This window comes from Blastococcus sp. CT_GayMR20, assembly GCF_004570345.1.
On sequence record NZ_SPQM01000010.1, the window covers coordinates 13,567 to 38,279 of the forward strand.

Below are 24,713 nucleotides of genomic sequence, written 5' to 3' on the forward strand. Positions count from 1 at the left end.
CGGTCATGCTAGGGCCCCCGACTGTCGTGAACGGGTGCGTTGTCGAACTCCTCCGGGGTGGGGTCGTTGTCGGTGAGGAACTCCGGCACCGTGAACCGGAACCGGCAGACATGGTCACCTCGGGACTTCACGGACGTCCACCGCACCTCGGTGCTCGGGTTGTAGCTCTGGAACAGTCCGCGGTGGTTGGAGGAGTCGAAGAGGTAGCCGAGCCGCAGCCCCTCAGGGCCTTCGGTGGCCCACACCTCGGCGAGCGGGCAGTACGTGCAGTCGAGGTAGTACGCACCGTCGCTGATGTGCTGCCGCTCCTTGAAGACGAACACCGCCTCACCGGGGTCGCGCTCCTGCAGCCCGTCCGTGCTGGCGAAGTTCGCCATCGTGAGCGGCTTGCCGAGCGCGAGGATGCGCTCGCGGATCACTGACCCCCGATCGGCGCCGAATCGGTAGGCCGCCCTCCGTACCGTCTCTTCGCCCGATGCGTCAAAGGTGTCGATCAGTGCTTTGGTGACGTACATCTGCATCGCCGCGAGCAGTCCTGTCGTCCGCCGGTTGACCTCGACCATCCGGATCGGGTCGGCCGTACGTGAGCCGAGCCGGGGCGCCTGCTCCACCCTGTCCGGTCCGGTGATCCGGAGCCCCCAGGGCCGCACCGTGGGGTCATCCACCTCGATGGCGACTCCGGAGCCGTAGCCCTCCGCCACCCCGTCGAGGAGCGGTGCCCAGTACGCCGCGAGGGCCGCGACCGCGTCGACGTCCCCGAGGAGGTCCGCGAGGTACGCGCGCCCGGGTGCTTCGGGGAGCGTCAGCGTCAGCGTGGGGCCCTCGGCAGTGACCCGGAGCGTGCCGTCCTCGGCCCCGAGCTGCCATTCTGCGGTGTCCCAGTGCTCGACCAGTTGCGCTGGTCCGCGGCCGGCCACGAACGACGCCGGCTGGTCTCGCATCGCGGTCCCCCGGAACACGCCGGCCTGCCGCATGCCCGCGGCCAGCTGGGCGAGACCTGCCGTGCCGTGCGCGTCCAGCACCGCGTCGTAGAACACCTTCAGCATCAGCCAGTGATAGTCCTGGAACGTCCGCAGCGACGCCATCATCGGCAACGCGCCGTCCGGGACGGCCTGGTCGGGAACGGTCATCGGGCCACCTCGTGGACGGGTCGTCGGTAGGTCCTGCATCCGGCCTGCCAGGTCTCCACGACGCGGCCGGCCAGCCCGGACAGGTCGGTCAGGTCGCCGTCCAGGATCACCAGGTCGGCGGTCAGACCCGGCTGGATGCTCCCGATCCGGTCTGCGAGGCGGAGCAGCACCGCGGCGCCCGACGTCGCGGCGGCCCACGCCTGGTACGGAGAGAGCCCGCAGTCGACCAGCAGTTGCAGCTCCCGGAGGTTGTCACCATGCGGGCCGATGCCGGTGTCGGTCCCCATCGCGATGGGCACCCCGGCCTCGACGGCCCGCGTCACCGCGTCACGGTGCACGGCGGCGACCTCCAGGGCCTTGTCCAGCACGGCCGGCTCGTGGACCTCGCCGCGCTCGGCCGCCTCGATCACCGACAGGGGCGCCAGCAGCGTCGGGACCAGCCAGGTGCCCTTCGCCAACATGAGCTCGATCGCCTCGTCGTCGAGGAAGATGCCGTGCTCGATCGAGCGCACCCCGGCGCGCACCGCGTTCTTGATCCCCTCGGCGCCCTGCGCGTGGGCCATGACGGGGACGTGGGCAGCGTCCGCCTCCGCGACCAGGGCCGCGAGCTCGTCCGGGCGCAGGTGTGCATGCTTCGGGTCGTCCGACGGGGACAGCACGCCGCCGGTCGTCGCGACCTTGATGACGTCCGCGCCGGCCCGGAGCATGGTCCGCGCGGTCCGGCGCATCTCGTCCGGGCCGTCGGCGACGCCGGACGGCACCCCGGGGTGGTGCGGGAACAGCTCGACCGCGAGACCACAGCTCAGGTGGCCGTCGTTGTGGCCCCCGGTCTGGCTGATCATGTTCACGGCGATGAGCGCTCGCGGCCCGCTGATCAGCCCGCGGGCGAGGGCCTGTTTCAGCCCCAGATCCGCGCCTGCGGCGTCCCGCACGGTGGTGATCCCGGTTGCGACGGTCCGCCGGCAGTTGACCACCGCCTGGAAGAAGTGGAAGGAGAACGGGTTCGCGAGCCTTTCCACCAGGTTCACGCCGGACAGCGTGAGGTGGACGTGAGCGTCGATGAGGCCGGGCAGGACGGTCCGACCGGTCGTGTCGACGACGGTGTCACCGTCGAGGGACGTGCCGACCGCCCGGATGACGCCGTCCTCGATGAGGACGTCGGCCCGCGACGGCGCCGAGCCGGTGCCGTCGAATACGTACCCGCCCGCGAAGAGTGTGCTCCGCATCACACGTGGAAGCCTCGACGGGGGCCCGTTTCCAGAGGGCGGCGCGGCGGCGTCGAGTACACCGGCTCCAGCGGCTCCCACGCCCACGTGCCGTCGCACGCGTCCAGCGTGTAGAACCAGTACATCCGCAGGTCATCGTCGTTCGTGTCGATGCCGTGCGGCGCCCATGCGGGGACGTACACGGTGTCGCCGGGACCTGCCCTGTAGGCATCGTCGCCCACGTAGATCGTCGCGGTGCCCTCGAGGACGTGGTAGATCTCGGCCGGCGCATGCCGGTGGATCGTGTAGTGCAGCTGCGGGTCGACCGCCGCCGTGCCGATGACGAATTCCTTCGTGCCGGTCGCCGGCTCGAGCAGATAGCGGCACCGCAGGCGCATCCCCTTGGTGGGTTCGACAGGGACCCAAGCGACCATGTCCTCGGCCACGGCCCAGCGGTCGAACAGGCCCGCCGACGGTGCCGTGCTCGGGTTCGTCGTCCCCTCGAGGGCGGTGTCGGGCAGCAGCTCCGAGGTCACCGTCTTCTGGTCCCCGCCGGTGGCGTACGCGACGAGCAGGCGCGCCGGCTGGCTGCCGAGGCACTGGAGCGAGTGTGCCTCACCCGGCGGGAAGTACGCCGCGCCGGGGGCGGACAGCTCGGCGGAGCCACCCGGGCGCCACAGTCGGACGGTGCCTTCGACGAGGAACACCGCCTCCGCCTGGGGATTGCGATGGGTCGGCACCCGCTGACCGGGCGCCAGCGTGACCTCGCCGAAGGTGATGTCCGCGGCGAGCCCTGCGGTGTCCGGGAGGAGTCCGAGCACCTCGAGGCCCGCGAACTCTGGGAGCTCGTGAAGGTTGTCGCCGGCGGTGGACGCGGCGGTGCGCGGGAAGTGCAGGGATGCCGTCAACGCTTCTCCTCGTGCGGGGCGCTCGCCGGCTCCGTCCCGGCCTTGCCGCGATGCTAAGGACGCGCCCACTCCCGGCGGACTGGTCGTCCGTCGCGTCTCCGGGTGACGGCACGCAACATCTGTCGAACCCAGTACATCGTCGGCGCCCGGCGCTTCACCGGCAGAACGGCCGGGGGAGCTCGCTCCTCATCGCGCGTGCCGGCGAGGTGGACACGCAGTGAGCCTCGGAGCCGGGAGTCGTCCACGAACTGCTGTCGCCGGTTGTCGCGGTCGACGTGATTCGCGGCCGCCTCCCCGACGGGGGACCCGCCGGGTCGACGGGCCGGCCGATTCGGCAGGGCTGCCGATACCGCCACCCCGCCCTCCGCGCGACGCTGGTCCCGACGGTGATCTGCCACGGCGACCACACCGAGTGCTTCCTGACCACTCGGGACGAGGAGGGGCCATGCTCGTGACGTCGGACCCGCACGTGGCGCACACCTGGCTTCGCGCGACGTATCCCGGCTACCTGCCGGAGGAGACCAACAGCCGCAGGAACTTCGTGTTCCAGGCGGTGCACGAGCAGGCCGGCCGCAGCGGGCTCTCGCGGCTGAGGTACTCGACGAGCGCGGACAACAACGTCGCCCCGGACGTGATGCTCGTCGTCCGACCGTCGGCCGGCGCCATGATGGTCCGGTCCGGCCGCGAGGAGGTCGCCGTCCCTCCGGGCACGCCGGTGCTCCTGCCGGCGCATCAGGCGGTGAGCGTCCTGTGGGCCGATGCCGAGGTCGACTGCGTCTGCCTGAATGCGGACGACGTCGAGCGGGTCGCGGTGGAGACCACCGGTCTCGACGACCTGGCCCTGCGATTCACCGGGCTACGGCCGATGCTCCCGGGCCTCGACCAGCGCTGGAACGACACCGTGCAGGACGTGACGCGTGAAGTACTGCGGAACCGCACCACGGCCGGCCCCGTGCTGACCGGGCAGCTGACCCAGCGGCTGGCCGAGGCTGTCCTGGGCACCTTCCCCAGCACCCGGCTGGCCACCCGTCGCCGTGTCCCGCCCGACCACGCGACGCCCGCCGTGGTGCGTCGTGCCGTCGACTTCATCGACGCCAACGCCGAGCGCGACCTGACGACGAGCGACATCGCCGCCGCCGCGGGGATCGGGCCGCGCGGGCTGCAGGCGGCCTTCGTGCGCCACCGGGACTCGACGCCGACCACCTACGTGAGGCGGGTGCGACTGGACCATGCGCACCGCGAGCTGGTGGACACCGATCCCGCCGACCACGACACCGTGCCCGCCGTCGCTGCTCGGTGGGGCTTCCCCCGGACGAGCGCGTTCGTCACCGCTCACCAGCAGGTCTACGGACGCCCACCCGGTCAGACCCGGCAGGGCTGAGGGGCGCACTGCTTCATCTCGACGCTCAGCCCGCGCCGGCCTGCCCCGCCCGACGGACAGGGACGGGTGTGGGAGGACCGGGCCGCTGAGCTCGCGTCTCGGGATCGACCAGGACACGAGACCTCACAGTGGTCATCGGAGTCCGATGTCGCAGGGGCCGCCACCGTGCAGGAATCCGTTCCGGAAGGCGCGGAGCAGTTCGAACCCGGACGCGTCGACGTCCGGGAACACTCGGTCCGACAGTCCGTAGGTCAGCAGGAACGTCACGGCCTCGTCGATGTCGCCGGGGCTGATGCGCACTCCCGCGGAGCCGGCGAAGGCGCCCTTGAAGACCTGGGCCGCGTACCAGCCCGTGAGGCAGACCGCCGAGCGGGTGGCCGCCTCGTCATCGATCGACAGGCCGAGGTCCGAGCGGGCGGCGAGCGAGTAGGGGAGGGATATCGCGGTGATCACCGCGAAGTCCCCCAGCTGCTGGTACGCGGGCCGGGCCAGCTCGGTCTCGTCGTAGTACACCGTCGAGTCGGCCTCGCAGAACGCGAGATCGAGGTCCTCGGTGCTCCGCTCAGCGCACGGCGGCGGCATCCGGTCGAGGGGGCGGATCGTCGGCTCGTCGAACTCCCGCTCGAACTCCTCCAGGAGCACGGCACGCCAGAACGGGGGGAGGGTGTTGTCGACGATCAGGAGCGTCTCGCCGTACGCGGCGTTGCCGCGGTTGGCCAGCTCGTCCTGGTCGAAGGTCTCCGCGGTGAAGAGCCGGTCGGGTCCGAAGTGGTCCCGGCAGGAGGCGACGCCGCCGTCGTGGCCTTCGGAGAACGCCGAGACCCGGTCGAAGTACGAGCCGTGGGCCTGGCTGTTGTCCGGGTCGCTGCCGACGGGGTCACGGAGCAGGAGGTAGCCGCGCAGGACGCCGTCGAGATCCCGCTCGTCGATCGCCAGGTGCCTCGCCTCACCGTCGTTGACCCAGGCCGTCCAGGCTCCGGCGAAGCAGTCGGCCTGCGTCTCGTCCTGGATGCTCCGGCCGCTCGCCGCGAAGCCGACACGTCCCTGGACGGCATGGCCGAACTCGTGGGCCAGCACGACGGCCGGCAGCGAGCGCCCGTAGGTGTCGGCGAGATCCTGCAACAGCGACCGGTCGTAGGCGATGGCGTCGCAGCGAGGGTTGTAGAGGGCGTTCCCGGCCACTGCCGCGGGATCCATCGGGTGTTCCGGGCAGCCGATGCCGCTGGGCGGGTACCTGGCCGCGTCCAGGGCGGAGCTGTCGACGGAGAAGTAGCCGCCGGCCAGGGGTGGGAACGCCACGCGGTAGAACCGTGGGAACGCGTCGGCCCAGAAGGTCTCGAGGTCGGCGAGGGCGTTGCGCGCCAGCCGGTCGATCGGGTTGTCGGTCGCGCCGGTGATGGTCACCTGCTCGGCGGGCACGTCGACGAGCTGCCGGGGACCGCCGGAGGAGGTGTCGGGCGCCGTGCCGGAGCACCCGGCCAGGAACACGACGGTCAAACCGGTGACGGCCAGCGCGCGAGGCGGGGACCGTCTCATCCGGTGGCTGTCCCCACCAGCCGGAGGGTCGGACTCTTCTGGACGGTCATCACGTCCCCACCCCGCCTCATCGGCCTGTGCAGCCCCGGTGGCATCGATCAACGGCTGCACGGCGACGGTCAGCCATCGGCGGCCCGCCAGGGCCTCATGGCACCCTGCCCGGCGTCGATCCGTCCATCGGCAGCACTGCCGATCCACGGGGTGGGGCGGCATGGGCAGAACGACCGATTGCCGCCGCGGGGGCCGACGGCGAGCGTGGATGAGCACGGTGCGGTGGGCCGCCACGTGGCCACCGCACAGTCGGCGGGCCTCCGTCGACCTCCAACCGGCGGGAGGAACAGTCCGTGCCTCTGATGCGGCGCTCCTCCTGTCCCTCCACCGTTGTCACCGGCTCCGTGCCGCGCCCGCGCCCCCCAGGACGCCGCAGCCGCGGCCACCCAGTCGGCCCCGTCTGATCTGGGAGTCACTCATGACCTCGCACGACGCGAACCCCACCGGATCGGGAGGGAGCACCGCGGTCCACCCCTGGTCCCCCGGTAGCCCTGACGCCTCCGCCCGGTCGGCCAGACGGACTGTCGCCTCCTACACCACCTACGCCGACGCCGAGCGAGCGGTCGACCGGCTCGCCGACCGTGACTTCCCCGTCGAGCGGGTCGCCATCATCGGCCAGGACCTGGAGACCGTCGAACAGGTGACCGGAAAGCTGGACTATCCCACCGTCGCCTGGCGGGGCGCGGTGAGCGGTGCCGTCCCCGGCGCGTTGCTCGGCTGGATCTTCGGACTCTTCGACTGGGCCGATCCGATCGTGAGCGCGCTTCTGCTCGCCCTCTACGGACTGCTCATCGGGGCGGTGATCGGAGCCATCATCGGGGTGATCGTGTACGCGCTCCAAGGGGGTCGCCGGGACTTCGCGTCGGTGACCGTCATGCGCCCGCGGCGCTACGAGCTGGTCGTCGACGACGAGGTGGCCGACCAGGCTGCCCGGCTGCTCACAGAGAGGATCTGAGATGGCGCGCGCGGTCGGTATCGACCTCGGGACGACGAACTCGGTCATCGCCGCCTGGGAGGGCGGCGAGGCCTCGGTCGTCCCGAACGCCGAGGGAGCTCGCACGACGCCGTCGGTGGTGGCGTTCACGGAGAACGGCGAGCGTCTGGTCGGGCAGTTGGCCCGCCGGCAGGCGATCCTCAACGCCAAGGGCACGATCTACTCGGTCAAGCGGTTCGTCGGCCGCAGGTTCGAGGAGGTCGAGGAGGAGGCCGGTCAGGTCACCTATGACGTGGTCCCCGATGCGAACGGGCTCGCGCGCATCAAGGTGCGGGACAAGATGTATGCGCCGGAGGAGATCTCCGCCCTGATCCTGCGCAAGCTCGCCGACGACGCCGGCCGGCACCTCGGCGAGCGTGTCACCGAGGCGGTCATCACCGTCCCGGCCTACTTCAACGACGCGCAGCGAACTGCTACCCGCGACGCGGGGAAGATCGCCGGCCTCGAGGTCCTGCGGATCATCAACGAGCCGACCGCCGCGGCGCTGGCCTACGGCATGGACAAGGGCCAGCACGAGACGGTGCTGGTGTTCGACCTCGGCGGTGGGACGTTCGACGTCAGCGTCCTCGACGTGGGGGACGGCGTGGTGGAGGTGCGGGCCACGGCGGGCGACACCCACCTGGGCGGGGACGACTTCGACCGGCGGATCGTCGACCACCTGGCCGAGGAGTTCCAGAAGGAGAACGGCATCGACCTGCGGAAGGACCCGCAGGCGCTGCAACGGCTCTACGAGGCGGCCGAGAAGGCGAAGGTCGAGTTGAGCTCGGTCACGCAGACCCAGGTCAACCTGCCCTTCGTCACCGCGGACGCGAACGGGCCGAAGCACCTCACGACGACGCTGATGCGCTCGCAGTTCGAGCACCTCACGGCGGACCTCGTGGAACGGACGATGGGGCCGGTCCGTCAGGCCATGTCCGACGCCAAGGTGGGGGCGGACGACGTCGACGAGGTCATCCTGGTCGGCGGGTCGACCCGGATCCCGGCAGTGCAGGCGCTCGTGCGCCGGCTCACCGGTGGCAAGGACCCGAACATGACGGTCAACCCCGACGAGGTCGTGGCGGTCGGCGCCGCGATCCAGGCGGGGGTGCTCAAGGGCGAGGTCTCCGACGTCCTCCTGCTCGATGTCACGCCCCTGTCGCTGGGGGTGGAGACCCAGGGCGGGCTGATGACCAAGATCGTCGAACGGAACACCACGATCCCGGTCCGGCGCAGCGAGGTCTTCTCCACGGCCACGGACAACCAGCCCGCCGTGGACGTCGTCGTGCTGCAGGGGGAGCGGGAACGCGCGGCGGACAACCGGGTCCTGGGTCGGTTCCAGCTCACCGGCATCCGGCCGGCGCTCCGCGGTGAGCCGCAGATCGAGGTCGTGTTCGACATCGACGCCAACGGCATCCTCAACGTCACCGCCCGCGACAAGGACACCGGTGCCGAGCAAGGGATCACGATCTCCGAGAGCACCAACCTGGACACCTCCGAGGTCGAGCGGATGGTCACGGAGGCCGAGCGGAACAGGGCCTCGGACCAGCAGCTCCGGCAGGAGGTGGACGCGCGCAACCAGCTGGACACCGTGGCCTACCAGGTGCAACGCCGACTCGACGAGCTCGGCGACGCCGCACCCCCGCACGAGCGGGCCCGGGCCGAGATGCTGGTGACCGAGGCCCGGCAGGCGGTGGCCGACCAGGCGCCGATGGATCGTGTCCGCGAGCTGACCGGCGAGCTGCAGCAGGTGCTCGCCGGGCTCCAGGCGGCCTCGACCAACTACGCCGCCGACGTCGGTGACGCGGCCGCCGGTGAGCCGGTGGCCGCGGACGACGACGTCATCGACGCCGAGTTCGACCGGAACTGAGCCTCCGGCGATGGCTGAGCCCGGACCGGAGACGCCGACCGCCCGGCCACCCGGTACACCGGATGCAGATCCGGGAGCCGCCGAGGCACGGGTCCAGCCGGAGGGCGGACCTCCGCAGGAGGCGGCGCCCACCGCGGCGGACGGCGCGGCGGCGGGCGCGACCCAGCGCGCGCTCGTCGCCGCCGAGGACCGCTGGCGGCGCGCCGCCGCCGACCTGGACAACCTGCGCAAGCGATACGCGCGGGAGGTCGCGCGCGAGCGGGAGAACGAGCGGGAGCTGGTCACGTCGGCGTTCCTCCCCGTGCTCGACACCATCGATCGCGCGCTCGAACACGCCGCGGCGGACCCGGGATCGATCGTCGAGGGCATCCGCACCCTCCGTGAGCAGGCCCTCGCCGTCGTCAGGGGACTCGGCTACGGACGGGAGGACGAGCCCGGAGTGCCCTTCGATCCGGCGCGGCACGAAGTGGTGGGGGTGGTGGACGCCGACGGGGCAGGGACTCCGCCCGGTTCGGTGGCCTCCGTCGTGCGGCCCGGCTACGGCGCCCCCGGCCGCCAGTTGCGTCCGGCCGCGGTGACCGTGGCCCAGCGCGCGGGGAGCTGACGGATGGCCCGCGACTACTACGACGTGCTCGGTGTGTCGCGGGACGCCGGCCCCGACGAGTTGCAGCAGGCCTTCCGGCGGCTGGCGAGGGCGAACCACCCCGACGTGAACAAGGACCCGGGTGCGGAGGAACGCTTCAAGGAGATCAACGAGGCCTACTCGGCCCTGTCCGACCCGGAGCTCCGCAAGCGCTACGACCGCTTCGGCGAGGACTTCCGGCGGGTTCCCGAGGACTGGGAGCAGCGCGTCGGTGCCGGGGCCGGCGGTGGGGGCCGGCCCGGTCGGGGTCCCCGCACGACCTGGACCACCGAGGGCGCGGACGTCGGTGGGGGATTCGGTGGCGGGGGCTTCGGTGGCGCGGACTTCGAGGGCATCGACCTCGAGGACCTCCTGGGCGGCATGTTCGGTGGGCGCGGGCGGCGTGTGGCCCGAACTGCGGGAGCCGATCAGGAGGCCGAGCTCCCGCTCACCGTGGAGGAGGCGTATCGCGGTGGGCGCAAGGAGGTCACGCTCAACGGCCCGGACGGCCCGCGCAGCTACTCGGTCACGATCCCTCCCGGCGTCAACGACGGGCGGCGGATCAGGCTGGCCGGCGAGGGCGGGCGGGGCCTCGGCGACGGCCCGGCCGGAGACCTCTACCTGGTGGTGCGGCTCCTGCCGCACCCGCTCTTCCGCGTGCAGGGCCGGAACATCCACGTCGACCTGAAGCTCGCCCCCTGGGAGGCGGCGCTCGGCGGGAGCGTCCCGGTCGCCACGCCCGGGGGCGAGACCACGGTGACCGTGCCCCCCGGCTCCTCGTCGGGACGACGGCTCAGGCTGCGGGGGCAGGGCATGCCGGATCCGGCCGGGCACCCGGGCGACCTGTTCGCCGAGATCAAGATCATGGTCCCGCCACGGCTCAGCGAGCGTGAGCGTGAGCTCTTCTCCGAACTCGCCGCGTCGTCGACGTTCGATCCGCGTCGCGCTCCGACCGACGACAGGGGAGGACGCCGATGAGCCCGCCGGGTCGTCCAGTTCGCTACCCGCTGGTCCCGAGACCGGCATCCGCCCTGCTGGACCACGAGGAGTTCGCCCGGCGCTGCGGCGTGCACCCCGAACTCGTGCGGCGGTTCTGGGCGCTCGGCCTCATCCCGGCCGCGCGACGGCCCGACGGGTCGCTGGGGTTCAGCCCGGCGCAGGTACCGGCCGTCGCGCGGTTCCAGCGGCTGCACGCCACCCTGCCGCTCAACTACGCCGCCCTCGGACTCGTGTGCGACCTCCTCGACCGGATCACCGATCTCGAGACCGCCCTGCGCGTTCGCGGGCGCACCGAACCCGTACGCCGACGCAGTCCCCAGGAGCCCGCCAACCAACCCGAGCGGAGTCAGCGATGGACCTGAACCGCCTGACCCAGAAGTCCCAGGAGGCGCTCGCCGCCGCCCAGTCCCTGGCGATCGAGCACGGTTCCACCGAGGTCGACGTCGAGCACCTGCTCACGGCGCTCCTCGACCAGCCGGAGGGCCTCGTCCCGCGGCTGATCTCGGCGATGGGCGCCGACCCAGCGGCCCTGCGCAAGGACATGGAAGCGGAGCTGTCCCGCAAGCCACGGACCACCGGCACGGCCCCTCAGCCGGGGCAGGTCTCGCTCACGCAGCGGGTGGCCCGGGTGCTCGAGACCGCCGACCGCGAGGCCAGGCGCATGAAGGACGAGTACGTCTCGGTCGAGCACCTGCTGGTCGCGCTGGCGGAGACGGGCTCGGCCACCGGGGCCGGGCGGGTGCTGGCACAGCACGGCGTCACCCGGGAGGCCTTCCTCTCCGCGCTGACGCAGGTGCGCGGGAACCAGCGCGTGACGTCCGCGACCCCGGAGGGCTCCTACGAGGCGCTCACCAAGTACGGGATCGATCTCGTGGAGTCCGCGCGTTCCGGCCGGCTCGACCCGGTGATCGGCCGCGACGCCGAGATCCGGCGCGTGATCCAGATCCTGTCCCGCAAGTCGAAGAACAACCCCGTGCTCCTCGGTGAGCCCGGGGTCGGCAAGACGGCCATCGTCGAGGGGCTGGCCCAGCGGATCCTCAACGGGGACGTCCCCGAAGGCCTGCGCGACCGCACGATCTTCTCCCTCGACATGGGCCTGCTGATCGCGGGGGCGAAGTACCGCGGCGAGTTCGAGGAACGGCTCCAGGCGGTACTGACCGAGGTGAAGGCCGCCGAGGGCCGGATCCTGCTGTTCATCGACGAGTTGCACAACGTGGTCGGGGCCGGTGCGTCCGAGGGCTCGATGGACGCCGGCAACATGCTCAAGCCGATGCTGGCGCGCGGCGAGCTGCACATGATCGGCGCGACCACGCTCGCCGAGTACCGGAAGTACATCGAGAAGGACGCCGCACTGGAGCGCCGCTTCCAGCCCGTCTTCGTCGACGAGCCGTCGGTCGAGGACGCGGTCTCGATCCTGCGCGGGCTGCGCGAGCGGTTCGAGGTGTTCCACGGCGTCCGGATCCTCGACGGCTCGCTGATCGCGGCGGCGACGCTGAGCCATCGGTACCTGACCGACCGGTTCCTGCCCGACAAGGCCATCGACCTCGTCGACGAGGCCTGCGCCCGGCTGCGCACCGAGATCGACTCCATGCCCGCCGAGCTCGACGAGATCACCCGCCGGGTGATGCGGCTGGAGATCGAGGAGGCGGCGCTGGAGCAGGAGGACGATCCCGCCTCGGTCGCCCGCGTGGACCAGCTCCGTCGGGAACTGGCCGACCTGCGCGGCGAGGCGGACGCCATGCGGGCGCAGTGGAACGCAGAGCGGCAGGCGATCAAGCGGGTCCAGGAACTGCGGGCGGAGCTGGAACAGGTCCGCCACGAGATCCAGGAGGCGGAGCGGGCCTACGACCTCAACCGCGCCGCCGAGCTCCGCTTCAGCCGGCTGGCCGACCTGGAACGCAAACTGGACGTGGAGGAGCGACGGCTCGCCGAGAAGCAGGGGGAGCACAGCCTGCTGCGCGAGGTGGTCACCGCCGAGGAGATCGCCGAGATCGTCTCGGTCTGGACCGGCATCCCGGTGTCCCGGCTCACCGAGGGCGAACGGGAGAAGCTGCTGCGCCTCGACGAGGTGCTGCACCGGCGCGTGGTCGGCCAGGACGAGGCGGTGCAGGCGGTCGCGGACGCGATCATCAGGGCCCGGTCCGGGGTCAAGGACCCGCGCCGGCCGAGCGGCTCGTTCATCTTCCTCGGCCCGACCGGCGTCGGGAAGACGGAGCTGGCCAAGGCGCTGGCCGAGGCGCTGTTCGACTCCGAGGACAACATCGTCAGGATCGACATGAGCGAGTACCAGGAGCGGCACACCGTGTCGCGGCTGGTCGGCGCCCCGCCCGGCTACGTCGGCTACGAGGAGGGCGGCCAGCTCACCGAGGCCGTGCGTCGGCGCCCCTACGCCGTCGTCCTCTTCGACGAGATCGAGAAGGCGCACCCGGACGTCTTCAACACGCTGCTGCAGGTGCTCGACGACGGCCGGCTCACCGACGCGCAGGGCCGCACCGTCGACTTCCGCAACACCGTCATCATCATGACGTCGAACATCGGATCGCAGTACCTGCTCGACGGCGTCACCGACGACGGCCAGCTCAAGCCCGAGGCTCGTGACCTGGTGATGGCCGAGCTGCGGGGCCACTTCCGGCCGGAGTTCCTCAACCGGGTCGACGACACCGTGCTCTTCACGCCGCTCAACCCGGGCGAGATCGAGAACATCGTCGAGCTGATGCTCGCCGACCTCCGCGTCCGCCTCTCCGAACGCAGCATCACGGTGGAGATCACCGAGGAGGCCAAGCGCTTCATCGCCCGGGAGGGCTACGACCCGGTCTACGGTGCGCGGCCGCTGCGGAGGTTCATCGCCAAGGAGGTGGAGACCCAGGTCGCCCGGGCGCTGCTGCGTGACGGGGCGATCGAGGGCTCGACCGTGCGGGTCGACGTGGACGGCGACCGGCTCGTCGTCACCCACGAGATGGTGGGAGCGCAGTCATGAGCGCTCCCGCGACCGCGCGGACGAGCATCGTCACCTGCTCGCACTGCTCGAAGAAGAACCGGGTGCCGGCCGCGGCAGACGGCATCCCGAAGTGCGGCAACTGCCACCAGCCCCTGCCCTGGATCGTCGACGCGGGTGACGACGACTTCGTCGAGGTCGCGGAGCGGGCCCCGGTCCCGGTGCTCGTGGATCTCTGGGCGACGTGGTGCGGGCCGTGCCGGATGGTCAGCCCGGCCCTGGAACGCATCGCCACCGACCGGGCCGGCGAGCTCAAGCTGGTCAAGGTCGACGTCGACGCCGCACCCCGGCTGTCCCAGCGGTTCGAGGTGCGCGCGGTGCCGACCCTGATGGTGCTGCGGGACGGCGAGGTGCTGGCCCGTCAGCCCGGCGCGGCCCCCGAGCCCGCGCTGCGCAGCTGGCTGGACGGCGCCCTGTCCGGAGGGGCTGCCCGATGACCATCCCGGTCGGCGTCGACCCGCACCTCGCCTTCGTTCGTGAGGACGTCGTCCCGCGCACCCCGCAGGGCTGCGAGGAGTGCCTTCGAATCGGTTCCCCGTGGGTGCACCTGCGGCTCTGCCTGACCTGCGGGCACGTCGGCTGTTGCGACCAGTCCCCGGGCAGGCACGCTCGGAGGCATGCCGGTCTGGTCGGCCACCCGGTCGTCCAGTCGTTCCAGCCGGGCGAGGACTGGCGGTGGTGCTTCGTCGACGAGGCATACGTGTGATGACCCGGTCCGTGGAGGAGGACCAGGGGCTGGAGGGCCTGCTGGCGGACCTGCCGCCGGGGGAGACCCCGGACCTGACCGGCGCGTTTCCCCGGCTGGAGGACTCGCAACTCCAGATGCTGCAGGCATGGGGGGAGCGACGACACGTCCCGCACGGCGAGGTGCTGATCGCGGAGGGCGAGCCGGAGGACACCTTCTACGTGCTGTTCTCCGGGCGGGTCGCCGTGGCGGAAGCGGTGGGGACGCCGGACCAGCGCGTCGTCCGCGTGCACGGGCCCGGCCGATTCCTCGGTGACCTGGGCATGCTCACCGGGCAGCCCGCCTACGCAACCACCATCGTTGCCGACCCGGGGGAGGTGCTGGCGATCCCCGCCGAGCGGCTGCGCGCCGGGGCGGCCGCGTCCCCGGCCTTCGGCGACCTGCTGCTGCGCGCCCTCCTGCTCCGGCGCTGGCTGGCGCTGGGGGAGGGGATGGGCTTCCGGATCATCGGCTCCCGGTTCTCCGCCGAGAGCCGGCAGCTGCGCGAGTTCGCCGCACGCAATCGGCTGCCGCACAAGTTCGTCGACCTGGAGACCGATCCGTCGGCCGAGCGGCTGCTCCGCGGCCTCGGACTGGCGCCCGACGACACGCCCGTGGTGCTGTTCCGACGGCAGGTACTGCGCAATCCGTCCCCGGCGGACCTGGCCGCGGCGTTCGGCCTGCGCGAGGTGGACCCCGCGGAGAAGGTCGTCGACCTGGTGGTCGTGGGCGCCGGACCGGCGGGCCTCGCGGCCGCGGTCTACGGCGCCTCGGAGGGCCTCGACACCGCTGTTCTCGACGGCGTCGCGCCGGGAGGGCAGGCGGCGCGGACGTCGTGCATCGAGAACTACCTCGGCTTCCCCTCCGGGATCTCCGGGGGCGAGCTGGCCGATCGCGCCGTGCTGCAGGTGGAGAAGTTCGGGGCGCGGCGGTCCGTCCCGGCGGAGGTGGTGGGGATGGAGGAGCGCGACGGGAACCACGTGCTCCGGTTCGCCGACGGCGGCGAGCTGGCCACCCGGACGGTGATCGTCGCGTCCGGCGTGCGGGTCCGCCGGCTCCCGGTCCCCGGACTGGAGCAGTTCGAGGACACGTGCGTGTACTACGCGGCCACGCCCATCGAGGCCCAGCAGTGCGCCGGCGACCCGGTGGTGGTCGTCGGTGGGGGCAACTCGGGCGGCCAGGCCGCGGTCTTCCTCACCGACCACGCCTCCCAGGTCCGCCTGGTGGTCAGAGAGGACAGGCTCGACGAGAACATGTCGCGCTACCTCGCGGACCGGATCACGCAGGACCCGCGCGTGGAGGTGCACCTCCACACCGAGGTGGAGGCCGCGGAGGGCGAGGGTGGCCGCCTCGAGGCCGTCGTCGTGAAGGACACGGTGACCGGGAAGCGGCAGCGCCTGCCCGCGCGCGACCTCATGGTGTTCATCGGGGGCGAGCCCAGCACGTCGTGGTTGCCGGACTCGGTCGCTCTGGACCCCGGTGGCTACGTGCTGACCGGGCCGCAGGCGCGCCGGGCGACGGAGCGAGGGGAGTCCGACGGACCCGACCCGCTGCTGCTCGAGACCAGCCTGCCCGGCGTCTTCGCAGCCGGCGACGTGCGCAGCGGCTCGGTGAAGCGGGTCGCCTCGGCGGCGGGGGAGGGCGCGATGGCGGTGCGCCTGGTGCACGAGCACCTGGCGACGACGCGGTGAGCGAGAAGCGCGAGGGGGGCGAGGGGGGCGTGCCGAGCCCGTCGATCGAACAGCCGGAGTGGGCGGCGCTCATCCGGCTGGTGCTGTAGATCGAGGCGGCGGGCGCCCGGGTGGCAGAGGTCCGGGTGGGGGTGGTCAACGCCCCCGCGATCTCCGACGAGCTGACCACCGGGCTCGTCGACGACATCCGAGGGGAGCTCGAAGCGCGCTTCCCGGAGGTGAGGTGGGCATTCCAGCTCCTCGACGACGGCCTGGTCGAGCCGCCGGCGGACGACAGCGAGATCGTCGGCGCAGCGCGGCAGCTCCTCCTGACGCGCGCGTGGGATCTCGTCGTCGTCCTGACCGACTTGCCCCTGATGGTGGTGAGACGACCGGTGGTGGCCCACGCGAGCCCCATGCACGGGGTCGCGGTGCTGTCGGTGCCCGCGCTCGGAACCCTCGCCGTGCGACGGCGTCTCCGGAACGCCGTACTGCGCCTGATCGGCGCACTCCTCGGCGAGGCCGAGGACGACGGGCTCGGTGAGGCCAGGGGCTGCAGCGCCGACGATCGCACGGACGCTGCGGGGAGGCGGCGGATCGACTCCCGGCTGCGCGAGCTGGGTTCCGTCGTCGAGGGGCAGGCGCCGTCCCTCCGGTTCACGACTCGTGTGTTCACCGGCCACCTCCGGCTGCTGTTCGGCATGGTGCGGGCCAATCGTCCGTGGCAGCTGGCCGCTCGCTTGTCCCGGGCGCTGGCTGCGGCCGCTGCTGCGGGTGTCTTCGCGCTCGTCACTCCGGACATCTGGACCCTGGCCAGTGCCCTCGGGTGGCAGCGGTTGACGGTGGTCAGCGTGGGCTCGGTCGTCGCGATCGGGCTGACCCTGATCGTCGGCGCGCGGCTGTGGGAGCGCGTTGCGAACCCGCGCACCAGGCAGCAGGTCGTGCTGTTCAACATCGCGACCACGGCGACGGTCGTGATCGGGGTGGCCGCCTTCTACGTCGCGCTCTTCGTGCTGAGCCTGCTCGCCGGCCTGCTGCTGATCGTCCCGTCCCTCCTCGCTGATGCGATCAGCCATCCGGTGACGTTCCGGGACTACGTCGAGGTCGCCTGGTTGACGTCCTCGCTGGCCACGGTCGGCGGTGCCCTCGGTGCGGGTCTCGAGTCGGACGAGGCGGTTCGTCGCGCTGCTTACACCTATCGCACGAGTCGCGCCACCGAACGCGGTGACGGCTGACCAGGGCGCAGGCGCCTGCAGGCCCCCGCTCTGCGGGGCAGAAGCCGGCGGAGCGTCGAGGGCCGGCTCAGCGCGGCACGGGGACCGACCGTGATGGTGGCGCACGGGTGACGTCGGCGCCCGACCCGATGCCCTCGGTGTCGGGCGTGAGCGCCGCGAGGACGTCCTCCTCGTCGTCGTAGGCGCGTCGGACGGCGGCGTCCAGGAGCCGCAGCTGGCGGTCCAGCGGTTCCTGTCGGTCGGCCGGCGCCACGCACTTGAGGTCGGCCAGCGCCGCGCACAGTTTCCGGGACACCTGTGGCTCCGACGCCCCGGCGAGGCGGATCTCGTCGAAGGCCAGGCGGACGTAGCCGTCCCAGCTGACGGTCCGCTCGATCAGCCGCACCACCCCGTCCTCGTCGCGGTGTTCACCGCAGGGCAGGGGACGAGCGGCGATCTGGCGCAGCAGGTCGTGCAGCCGGTGCAGCGCCTGGACCGCCGTCGTGGGGTCGTTGAACGGCTGCGCGATCGACCGCACGGCGATGTCGACGAGCTTCCGGAAGCCGTAGGCGAGATCCTCGGTGTGCACGCGCTCCTCGGCGAGCAGGACGTGGCGGGCGACGTCGGTCATCCGGAGCCGACCGGCCAGGTCCGCGTCCCCGCCCGCCGTCGACCGGGTGCCCGGAAGCACCCGGAACAGCGGCGCGCCGCCGACGACGAAGTCTCCGACGACGGGGACCAGCTCCAGCACGCAGTCCGCCCGTCGGGCCGCGGCAACCAGGGCGGGGCGATCGACGCGGATCACGTTGCCGGGTTCTGCGGCGACGATCGCGTCGGGGCCGCCGGTGACGACCGGCAGATCTCCGTGTTCCCGGACGATGAACTCGCGGCTGCGGTCGCCGACGAGGTCGATCAGCGCCGCGACCCGGAGGCCGTGGCCGGCATGGTGCACGAACAGGATGAGCACGATGATGCTGGCGAGCATGAGGACGTACGAGAGCAGCATCGACAGTCCGGGCACCGTGCCGGTGTCGGAGCCGCGGATCTCGCGCAGGGTCAGCACCGTGACGAGGAAGGTCGCGCCGAACAGCCCGATCGCCAGCTGGCTCCACCGGTCGGTGAGCAGCGCGCCCACGATGCGGGGCGAGAACTGGCCCATCGCCAGCTGGACCGCGACCAGGGTGACCGTCAGGACGAGGGTGGTCAGCGACACCATCGCGGTCGCGAAGGAGGACAGGATGAACTGCGCGTCGGACGGCGTCCCGGTCAGGCTCTGGGGGATGAGGCGGTAGTCCGTCGCCCGGTCCACGGCGAGCGTTCCGAGGGCCACGAGGGCGCCCGCGGCGAGGCAACCGATGGGCAGCAGCCACAGGCTGGCGCCGACGAACCGCTGGAGCCGCATCCTGTTCACGAACTGGAGGTGCTGATCGCGTCCCCGAGACGGGAGAGCAGTGGGGGCTCGGCGCGGGGCGGGCTGGAGGCCTGCCACTCCGCCGTCCCGATGAACGACTCGTCCCCGATCATGGTCTCCCCCGGGGTGGACGGACGTGCTCCTGCGGACGCACCCGATCCGGCGATCCGTCGGAACGCCAGGTCCCCTCATGAAACCGAAGCCGACGCGGCAGCTCCATCGGCAGAACTCCCCATTTCACGCCTCTCAGGGCGGTGGAGACAGGGGCACGTAGAGACCTTGGCGCTCGGCCCGCACCGCGGCGAGCGTCCTCGTGGGTGCACCGAGCTTGACGAGGATGTGCTCCAGGTGTGCTGCGACGGTTCGCGGTGCCACGACCAGCGAGTGGGCGATCTGCTGGTTGGAACACCCCTCGATCAGGAACCCGAGCACCTCCAGCTCGCGCGGGGTCAGCCCCTTGAGGTCGGTCACGCGGGAGAGGACGACCGTCCCGAGGAGGTTTGCCGACGGCTCCTCACCGCTGGCCAGGACGGTCACGCGGACGTGCCCGTCCGGGGCGTGGCGTCCTCCGCGCGGCCACAGGAACGACGTGAAGATCTGGCCGTCGTCGAGGCGGGAGCAGGCGAGATCCACGAGGGCCGATCCATCGACGAGGAGTGCGTCGCCGTCGAGGCCGGGCAGTGGTCGCGTGGTCCTGTCGCAGCGCAGTACCGCCCCGGCGGTCGCCCCCCGCACCAGCCGGGCCGCTGCCGCCAGTGATCGCAGCGGGTCGATCCCGCGTGCCAGAACAGGGGTGAGCTGGTGCAGCCGGCGCCGCATGACCAGGGGCGGTGGCTGGCTGCCGGTGTAGAACAGCGCGAGGAAGCCGACATGGCGCCGCCCGGCGTCGAACAGGGCGACCCCAAGAGCCTCGTGGATCCCGGCCGGGAGAAGGCACTCGGCCCACGTCGGCAGGTCTTCGGCCGGGTAGGGCAGGTCGGAGGGGCTCAGCGGAGGGCGGGCGCGGTCGGTCTGGGTCACCTCGATGTCGCGCGCCGTCTCGGGGCCACCCAGGTACTGCACGGTGCCTTCGTCGAGGTCGGTGCTGCCCAGGGAGGTGTAGCTGCCGCGCATCGGATCGGCGAGGGCCAGCCACGCGGCATCGAAGGGGACGACGCGGCGAAGCCTGTCCAGCATCCCCTCCGCGCGTTCGGAGAGGGGACGGGTCGAATCGGCGACCTCGGCCAGTCCAGGGCTTGCCGTCATCTCCATCGGTCTCCCGAGTGGCGGCGCCAGCAAGGCACGCTGTTTCTCTCAACGGCGCCGACGCCGCACTCCTGCTCGTGCATCATTACCGCGAAACGGACGGTGTAGTCCCCGTCACTGTGCAGAAAAAGTGGCCGTGGTCTGAGGATCTGGCTAACGACGCCACGGGTGCGGGTGCGGGTGGGCGGTGGAGCAGTAACGTGCTGCGTGGAGTTTCGCCAGCTCAGGTACTTCCTGGCGGTGGCCGAGGAAGGGCGCTTCAGCCGTGCAGCGCGCCGGCTGCACATCGCCGCGCCGTCCCTCTCCCAGCAGATCAAGGCCCTGGAACGAGAACTGCGGGAGCCGCTCTTCGAGCGCCGGCCGCAGCGCGTGGAGCTCACCGCGGCCGGGCAGGCACTCGTCGAGCGGGCCAGGGTGATCATCGCCGAGGTGGAGCGGGCACGTGCGGACGTACAGGCCGCCGGCACGGGTCGGGAGCGACTCACCCTCCGGGTCGCGAACATGGCCGACCTGGTCCTGGGCGCTCCGTTGAGGGGGCTGGCCCAGGGCATCGACGGGGTCGAGGTCTCCGTGAGCTCCAGCCGGGGGGACGACGCGCTGGAGGCCGTCCGTCAGGCCCGCGCCGACGCTGCTGTCGTCTGGAGCCGTCAACCGATCGACCGCGACCTCGACGGTGTCGTCCTCGGCTCGGTGCTCTTCGGCGTGGTCGTCCCGATGGGCCACCGGGCGGCCGACTCGGCGAGGGTGCCGGTCGCTGAGCTCGCCGGCGAGATCCTGGTCATGTTCCCGCGCGGACCGTTCGCCGGCGTCTGGGATCGCACGGTGGACCACTTCTTCCCCGGTGGTGCAGGGCCGGGGCAGGTGGTCGTCGAACCGAACCTGCTCAACAGTCCCGAGGCGGTGCTGCGCGCGGTCGCAGCCGGCGTCGGGATCGCCGCCGGCATCCTGGATGGCGCCGACCGTGCGCGGACCGGCGAGGTCGAGATCCGGCGTCTCGAGCCGGACCTGCGGCTCGACCTGGAGGCCGTCTGGCGGGCGCCGGCCGGGCGGTCGGTCCGCAGGCTCGTCGACTTCCTGGTGCGATCGGCGCAGAACCCCGGTACCGCCATCGAGGCAGCCGAGCACCCGGTCGGGGGCACCGGGACGTCGCTCAGGGTGTGAGGACCACCTTCTCCCAGCGCTCCTCCTTGTTCTTGAAGTGTCGTGCCGGTACGGGGTCTCCCGAGAGGCAGGCGGTCGGTGATCACCCGGGTCGGGTCGATCTCGCCGCTGCGGCAGGACAGGATCGCCTGGCGCAGGACGCGCGGCCGGTCGATTCGGAGCGGACCGCTGACGGCGGCCCGGGCCCCGGCCGTCGTGGTCGCGGCAGACGCTGTCGAGGCATCAGATCCCCGGCCTGCGGCCTGCGCCATCGGCAGAACGACCGATTGCCCGTATCCGGTGTCGGAACGAACGTGGGGCGGTCTGGCCCAGGGACGACCGAGGATGGTGACCATGGGCGCCCCTCTGGCGGAGAAGTGGAATCCGGAGAACGAGCCGGCCATCGTCGGCGCGGGCGCCGTGACCCTGGTCGAGGGCTCGTCCTTCTGCATCTGCACGCCCGCCGGGGACCTCGGCAGCGCGGGCCCGAACGGCCTCTTCTTCCGTGACACCCGGATCCTGTCCCGCTGGGACCTGCGGATCGACGGCGAACAGCCCGACCCGCTGACGGCGATGGTCCCCGACCCGTACCGGGGCACCTTCCTCGGCCGGCTGTCCCGCCGGTTCGGCCGCACCGACACCAACCTGCTGGTGCAGCGGGAGAGGCGGGTCGGCAACGGGCTCCGGGAGGACCTGGTGCTGCGCAACCCGGGTGCCGAGCCGACGACGTGCACGGTCACGATTGCCGTCGAGGCGGACTTCGCGGACCTGTTCGAGGTCAAGGAGGGGCGGGTCCAGCCCCGCGGCGAGCGGCGGGCGCAGTCACAGGACGACCGCCTCTTCCTGGACCTGCACTGGCTCGGTACTCATCGGGGGGCGGTCGTGGAGGCGCCCGGTGGCGCAGTCGCGGCGGCCGCTGTGCTGGGTTCGGGGGCGGGGAGCATCCGGTACGACGCTCTCGTCCCCGCGCACGGGCAGTGGTCGACCTCGCTGCTGGTGCGTCCGGTGGTGGAAGGCGAGGTGGTCGAACCCTCCTTCCCGTTGGACCGGCCGGAAGGGGAGGCCCTGCCTGCCAGGCGGTTGCAGCGATGGCGGGAGACGACCCCCATCGCCACGACCGGGGACGACAGCCTGCAGCGGACGCTCCAGCGCAGCCAGCAGGACGTCGGGGCGCTGCGCATCTTCGACCCCGAGGACCCCACGCTCGCCGCAGTCGCGGCGGGCGCCCCCTGGTTCATGGCGCTGTTCGGCCGGGACTCCCTGTTGACCGCCTACATGGTGCTGCCCGTCGACCGGAGCCTGGCCCTCGGCACGTTGCGGACGCTCGCGCGACACCAGGGCCGCACCACTGACCCGGTGACCGAGGAGGAGCCGGGCCGGATCCTGCACGAGGTACGACTAGGGGTGGACTCGGGCCTGTCCCTCGGCGGCGGCAGCATCTACTACGGGACGGTGGACGCCACCCCGCTGTTCGTGGTGCTGCTGGGGGAGTTCGCCCGATGGGGGGCCGAGCGGGGCTTGGTGGAGGAGTTGCTGCCACACGCCGACCGCGCTCTGGCGTGGATCGATCGCTACGGCGATCGCGACGGGGACGGGTTCGTCGAATACCGCCGTGCGACCGACCGCGGGCTGCAGAACCAGGGCTGGAAGGACTCGTGGGACGGGATCACGTACGCCGACGGCCGCCCGGCCGAGGCGCCGATCGCCCTCTGCGAGGTGCAGGGATACGCCTACCACGCCTTCCACGCCCGCGCCGAGCTGGCCCGTTGGCTGGACGACGACGCGGGGGCGCAGCGCTGGTCCGAGCGGGCGTCTGCACTCAAGGCGGCGTTCAACGAGCGGTTCTGGCTGCCGGAGCGGGGGTGGTACGCCCTGGCTCTGGACCGGGACAAGAACCCGGTCGACGCCTGCGCGTCCAACATGGGTCACTGTCTCTGGAGCGGCATCGTCGACTCCGACAAGGCGGCCCTGGTGGCGGAGCACCTGGTCTCGCCAGCGATGTTCACCGGCTGGGGCGTGCGCACCCTCAGCAGTGACATGGGCGCCTACGACCCGGTCAGCTACCACAACGGCTCGGTCTGGCCGCATGACAACGCATTCGTCGTCGCAGGGCTCATGCGCTACGGCTTCGTGGAACCGGCGCAGCGCATCGCGGAGGCACTCCTGGAGGCGGCGGAGCACTTCGGGGGCCGGCTGCCCGAACTCTTCTGCGGATTCGACCGTGCGGAGTTCCCGGAGCCGGTGCCCTATCCGACCTCGTGCTCACCGCAGGCGTGGGCCTCGGCGACCCCGGTCCAGCTCGTCCGGACGCTGCTCCGGTTCCACCCGGACCTTCCCCGGGAGCGACTGTGGGTCGACCCCGTACTGCCCCCGGCCTTCGCTCCGCTCCGGGTCGAGGGGGTTGCCCTGGGGGGCGGCCGGGTGAGCGTGGAGGTGACCGACGAGCAGACGCTGGTCGAGGGGCTGCCATCAGGCATCGAGCTGCGCCGCGAGCCCTGCCCGCTGGAGTACCCCTTCCCTGCGTGAGGCCGGGAGATCGACCACCCGCGGGCGTGGCCGTCCGCGAAGGGAGCCGATGAGATCGGTGTAGAGCTGCACGTGCTGGCGGACCATGCGTTCGGTGGCGAATCGCGATGCGGCCACTGCCCGGCAGGCGGCCCGATCGAGGTCCGCGGCGGCCAGGAGTGCGTCAGCGAGGCCGGCCCGTCCCTTCCGCAGGTAACCGGTCACCCCGTCGTCCACGATCTCCGGGGCCGAACCCGCCGGGGTGGCCACCACCGGCGTTCCCGCCGCCAGCGCCTCGATCATCACCAGGCCGAAGGGCTCCGGCCACTGGATCGGATTGAGCAGGGCGAAGGAACTCCCGACCAGCTCGAGCTTGTCCTTCTCGCCGAGTTCGCCGACGTACTCGACGTCCGAGCACAGGAGCGGCTTGACCTCGGCGTCGAAGTACTCCCGCTCGGCGGGCTCCCGGAGCTTCGCAGCCATCCTCAGGGGCACGCCGGCGGCGCGGGCGATCAACGCCGCTTCCCGCGGGCCCTTGTCCGGGTTCATCCGCCCGAGGAAGGCGGCGAACCCGCCCTGTCCCGTGCCCTCCGGCACGGCTCCGACGTCTATGCCGTGGGGGATCACGGCGGCCACGTTGACGCCGTCGGCGGTCGAGGCCTGGTGGTGGGAGATCGCGATCACCGGCACGTCAGGCACGGAACGGTAGATCGTCGTGAGCACACGGTCGAAGGGACCGTGGTTGGTGGTCACGAGAGGGACGCCCACGGGGCGGTGGCGGTACACGGGTCCGCACATCGTGTGGTCGTGCAGGACGTCCACCTCCCGCATGGCCGCGTAGCTGGTGACGACGTGACGCAGCTCCGTCACCACATCGCCGCTCACCGGTGCCCCGTCGCCGGCTTCATCCGTCCCGGCCACTCGCTCGACCGGACACGTGCTGTTGGCCGCCGCCGCCAGCAGCACCTCGTGACCGGCACGGACGAGGCCGCGGGCCAGCCGGTCGATCACCGACTCGGTGCCCCCATAGGCCGGGGGCGGTACGGGAATCCACGGAGGGGCGATGAGGCCGATGCGCATGGGACGTCCAGGGAGAGGGCTGCGCATCCCGCCGGGGCTGACAGGAGGGCCCTGAGC

At 71.9% G+C, this 24,713-nt stretch carries 20 protein-coding genes; 13 read left to right on the forward strand and 7 right to left on the reverse strand.

Annotated features, from left to right (window positions below):
• Positions 1-8 precede the first annotated feature (8 nt).
• The 3 genes from E4P40_RS04435 to E4P40_RS04445 are packed head-to-tail and all read right to left on the reverse strand — an operon-like array spanning position 9 to position 3,243.
• The gene (locus tag E4P40_RS04435) at positions 9-1,130 is read right to left on the reverse strand and encodes an L-2-amino-thiazoline-4-carboxylic acid hydrolase (protein WP_167762105.1); all 1,122 of its coding nucleotides are present in this window, start codon (positions 1,128-1,130) and stop codon (positions 9-11) included.
• Positions 1,127-2,356, reverse strand: a complete 1,230-nt coding sequence (locus E4P40_RS04440) for an amidohydrolase family protein (protein ID WP_135157659.1) — start codon at positions 2,354-2,356, stop codon at positions 1,127-1,129. Before E4P40_RS04440 ends, E4P40_RS04435 begins: the two co-directional genes overlap by 4 nt.
• The gene (locus E4P40_RS04445; RefSeq protein WP_135157661.1) at positions 2,356-3,243 is read right to left on the reverse strand and encodes a cupin domain-containing protein; all 888 of its coding nucleotides are present in this window, start codon (positions 3,241-3,243) and stop codon (positions 2,356-2,358) included. The genes E4P40_RS04440 and E4P40_RS04445 overlap by 1 nt, the downstream gene beginning before the upstream one ends.
• 445 nt (positions 3,244-3,688) lie before the next feature.
• Between E4P40_RS04445 and E4P40_RS04450 the strand changes: the two genes are divergently transcribed.
• Positions 3,689-4,624: an AraC family transcriptional regulator gene (locus tag E4P40_RS04450; RefSeq protein WP_135157663.1), complete on the forward strand. Its 936-nt coding sequence runs from the start codon at positions 3,689-3,691 to the stop codon at positions 4,622-4,624.
• A 132-nt stretch (positions 4,625-4,756) separates the two neighbouring features.
• Here E4P40_RS04450 and E4P40_RS04455 read toward each other — a convergent pair whose 3' ends face one another.
• A complete protein-coding gene (locus tag E4P40_RS04455; protein ID WP_135157665.1) occupies positions 4,757-6,373 on the reverse strand; it encodes a neutral zinc metallopeptidase in 1,617 nt (538 codons plus the stop codon).
• A gap of 256 nt (positions 6,374-6,629) precedes the next feature.
• On the opposite strand from E4P40_RS04455, the gene E4P40_RS04460 reads away from it, so the two are divergent.
• The 10 genes from E4P40_RS04460 (at position 6,630) to E4P40_RS04505 (ending at position 17,296) form a co-directional block, all read left to right on the forward strand.
• Positions 6,630-7,166: a general stress protein gene (locus E4P40_RS04460; RefSeq protein ID WP_135157667.1), complete on the forward strand. Its 537-nt coding sequence runs from the start codon at positions 6,630-6,632 to the stop codon at positions 7,164-7,166.
• 1 nt (position 7,167) lies between these two features.
• A complete protein-coding gene (gene dnaK, locus E4P40_RS04465; RefSeq protein WP_135157668.1) occupies positions 7,168-9,051 on the forward strand; it encodes a molecular chaperone DnaK in 1,884 nt (627 codons plus the stop codon).
• Positions 9,052-9,061: 10 nt separating this feature from the next.
• A complete protein-coding gene (locus tag E4P40_RS04470; protein WP_135157669.1) occupies positions 9,062-9,655 on the forward strand; it encodes a nucleotide exchange factor GrpE in 594 nt (197 codons plus the stop codon).
• A gap of 3 nt (positions 9,656-9,658) precedes the next feature.
• Positions 9,659-10,651, forward strand: coding sequence for a DnaJ C-terminal domain-containing protein (locus E4P40_RS04475; RefSeq protein ID WP_135157670.1), 993 nt, complete (start codon positions 9,659-9,661; stop codon positions 10,649-10,651).
• Positions 10,648-11,034: a chaperone modulator CbpM gene (locus tag E4P40_RS04480; protein ID WP_135157671.1), complete on the forward strand. Its 387-nt coding sequence runs from the start codon at positions 10,648-10,650 to the stop codon at positions 11,032-11,034. The genes E4P40_RS04475 and E4P40_RS04480 overlap by 4 nt, the downstream gene beginning before the upstream one ends.
• The gene (gene clpB, locus E4P40_RS04485) at positions 11,025-13,649 is read left to right on the forward strand and encodes an ATP-dependent chaperone ClpB (RefSeq protein ID WP_135157673.1); all 2,625 of its coding nucleotides are present in this window, start codon (positions 11,025-11,027) and stop codon (positions 13,647-13,649) included. The genes E4P40_RS04480 and clpB overlap by 10 nt, the downstream gene beginning before the upstream one ends.
• Positions 13,646-14,104: a thioredoxin gene (gene trxA / locus E4P40_RS04490; protein WP_135157675.1), complete on the forward strand. Its 459-nt coding sequence runs from the start codon at positions 13,646-13,648 to the stop codon at positions 14,102-14,104. Before clpB ends, trxA begins: the two co-directional genes overlap by 4 nt.
• Positions 14,101-14,373: a UBP-type zinc finger domain-containing protein gene (locus E4P40_RS04495; protein ID WP_135157677.1), complete on the forward strand. Its 273-nt coding sequence runs from the start codon at positions 14,101-14,103 to the stop codon at positions 14,371-14,373. Before trxA ends, E4P40_RS04495 begins: the two co-directional genes overlap by 4 nt.
• Complete coding sequence (locus E4P40_RS04500; protein ID WP_135157679.1) at positions 14,373-16,082, forward strand: cyclic nucleotide-binding domain-containing thioredoxin-disulfide reductase; 1,710 nt, start codon at positions 14,373-14,375, stop codon at positions 16,080-16,082. Before E4P40_RS04495 ends, E4P40_RS04500 begins: the two co-directional genes overlap by 1 nt.
• A 110-nt stretch (positions 16,083-16,192) precedes the next feature.
• Entirely contained in the window at positions 16,193-17,296 is a 1,104-nt protein-coding gene (locus E4P40_RS04505) for a hypothetical protein (RefSeq protein WP_209305191.1), read from the forward strand.
• A gap of 67 nt (positions 17,297-17,363) precedes the next feature.
• Here the strand turns inward: E4P40_RS04505 and E4P40_RS04510 are convergent, their stop codons facing one another.
• Both E4P40_RS04510 and E4P40_RS04515 read right to left on the reverse strand, forming a co-directional pair.
• Positions 17,364-18,677, reverse strand: a complete 1,314-nt coding sequence (locus E4P40_RS04510) for a DUF2254 domain-containing protein (RefSeq protein ID WP_135157702.1) — start codon at positions 18,675-18,677, stop codon at positions 17,364-17,366.
• 255 nt (positions 18,678-18,932) lie between these two features.
• A complete protein-coding gene (locus E4P40_RS04515) occupies positions 18,933-19,931 on the reverse strand; it encodes a helix-turn-helix transcriptional regulator (protein ID WP_245160135.1) in 999 nt (332 codons plus the stop codon).
• A 207-nt stretch (positions 19,932-20,138) separates the two neighbouring features.
• On the opposite strand from E4P40_RS04515, the gene E4P40_RS04520 reads away from it, so the two are divergent.
• Positions 20,139-21,092: a LysR family transcriptional regulator gene (locus E4P40_RS04520; RefSeq protein ID WP_135157688.1), complete on the forward strand. Its 954-nt coding sequence runs from the start codon at positions 20,139-20,141 to the stop codon at positions 21,090-21,092.
• A gap of 333 nt (positions 21,093-21,425) precedes the next feature.
• Positions 21,426-23,597, forward strand: a complete 2,172-nt coding sequence (locus E4P40_RS04525; protein ID WP_135157691.1) for a glycogen debranching N-terminal domain-containing protein — start codon at positions 21,426-21,428, stop codon at positions 23,595-23,597.
• Here the strand turns inward: E4P40_RS04525 and E4P40_RS04530 are convergent.
• Complete coding sequence (locus E4P40_RS04530; protein WP_135157693.1) at positions 23,541-24,656, reverse strand: glycosyltransferase; 1,116 nt, start codon at positions 24,654-24,656, stop codon at positions 23,541-23,543. The genes E4P40_RS04525 and E4P40_RS04530 overlap by 57 nt on opposite strands.
• Positions 24,657-24,713 lie beyond the last annotated feature (57 nt).

What these genes read in the sequence shown, in the direction of transcription:
- E4P40_RS04435 (WP_167762105.1), bottom strand. Translation starts at nt 1,130, where the DNA reads ATGACCGTTCCCGACCAGGCCGTCCCGGACGGCGCGTTGCCGATGATG.
- E4P40_RS04440 (WP_135157659.1), bottom strand. Translation starts at nt 2,356, where the DNA reads ATGCGGAGCACACTCTTCGCGGGCGGGTACGTATTCGACGGCACCGGC.
- E4P40_RS04450 (WP_135157663.1), top strand. Translation starts at nt 3,689, where the DNA reads ATGCTCGTGACGTCGGACCCGCACGTGGCGCACACCTGGCTTCGCGCG.
- E4P40_RS04455 (WP_135157665.1), bottom strand. Translation starts at nt 6,373, where the DNA reads ATGCCGCCCCACCCCGTGGATCGGCAGTGCTGCCGATGGACGGATCGA.
- E4P40_RS04460 (WP_135157667.1), top strand. Translation starts at nt 6,630, where the DNA reads ATGACCTCGCACGACGCGAACCCCACCGGATCGGGAGGGAGCACCGCG.
- dnaK (WP_135157668.1), top strand. Translation starts at nt 7,168, where the DNA reads ATGGCGCGCGCGGTCGGTATCGACCTCGGGACGACGAACTCGGTCATC.
- E4P40_RS04470 (WP_135157669.1), top strand. Translation starts at nt 9,062, where the DNA reads ATGGCTGAGCCCGGACCGGAGACGCCGACCGCCCGGCCACCCGGTACA.
- E4P40_RS04475 (WP_135157670.1), top strand. Translation starts at nt 9,659, where the DNA reads ATGGCCCGCGACTACTACGACGTGCTCGGTGTGTCGCGGGACGCCGGC.
- E4P40_RS04480 (WP_135157671.1), top strand. Translation starts at nt 10,648, where the DNA reads ATGAGCCCGCCGGGTCGTCCAGTTCGCTACCCGCTGGTCCCGAGACCG.
- clpB (WP_135157673.1), top strand. Translation starts at nt 11,025, where the DNA reads ATGGACCTGAACCGCCTGACCCAGAAGTCCCAGGAGGCGCTCGCCGCC.
- trxA (WP_135157675.1), top strand. Translation starts at nt 13,646, where the DNA reads ATGAGCGCTCCCGCGACCGCGCGGACGAGCATCGTCACCTGCTCGCAC.
- E4P40_RS04495 (WP_135157677.1), top strand. Translation starts at nt 14,101, where the DNA reads ATGACCATCCCGGTCGGCGTCGACCCGCACCTCGCCTTCGTTCGTGAG.
- E4P40_RS04500 (WP_135157679.1), top strand. Translation starts at nt 14,373, where the DNA reads ATGACCCGGTCCGTGGAGGAGGACCAGGGGCTGGAGGGCCTGCTGGCG.
- E4P40_RS04510 (WP_135157702.1), bottom strand. Translation starts at nt 18,677, where the DNA reads ATGCGGCTCCAGCGGTTCGTCGGCGCCAGCCTGTGGCTGCTGCCCATC.
- E4P40_RS04515 (WP_245160135.1), bottom strand. Translation starts at nt 19,931, where the DNA reads ATGACGGCAAGCCCTGGACTGGCCGAGGTCGCCGATTCGACCCGTCCC.
- E4P40_RS04525 (WP_135157691.1), top strand. Translation starts at nt 21,426, where the DNA reads ATGGGCGCCCCTCTGGCGGAGAAGTGGAATCCGGAGAACGAGCCGGCC.
- E4P40_RS04530 (WP_135157693.1), bottom strand. Translation starts at nt 24,656, where the DNA reads ATGCGCATCGGCCTCATCGCCCCTCCGTGGATTCCCGTACCGCCCCCG.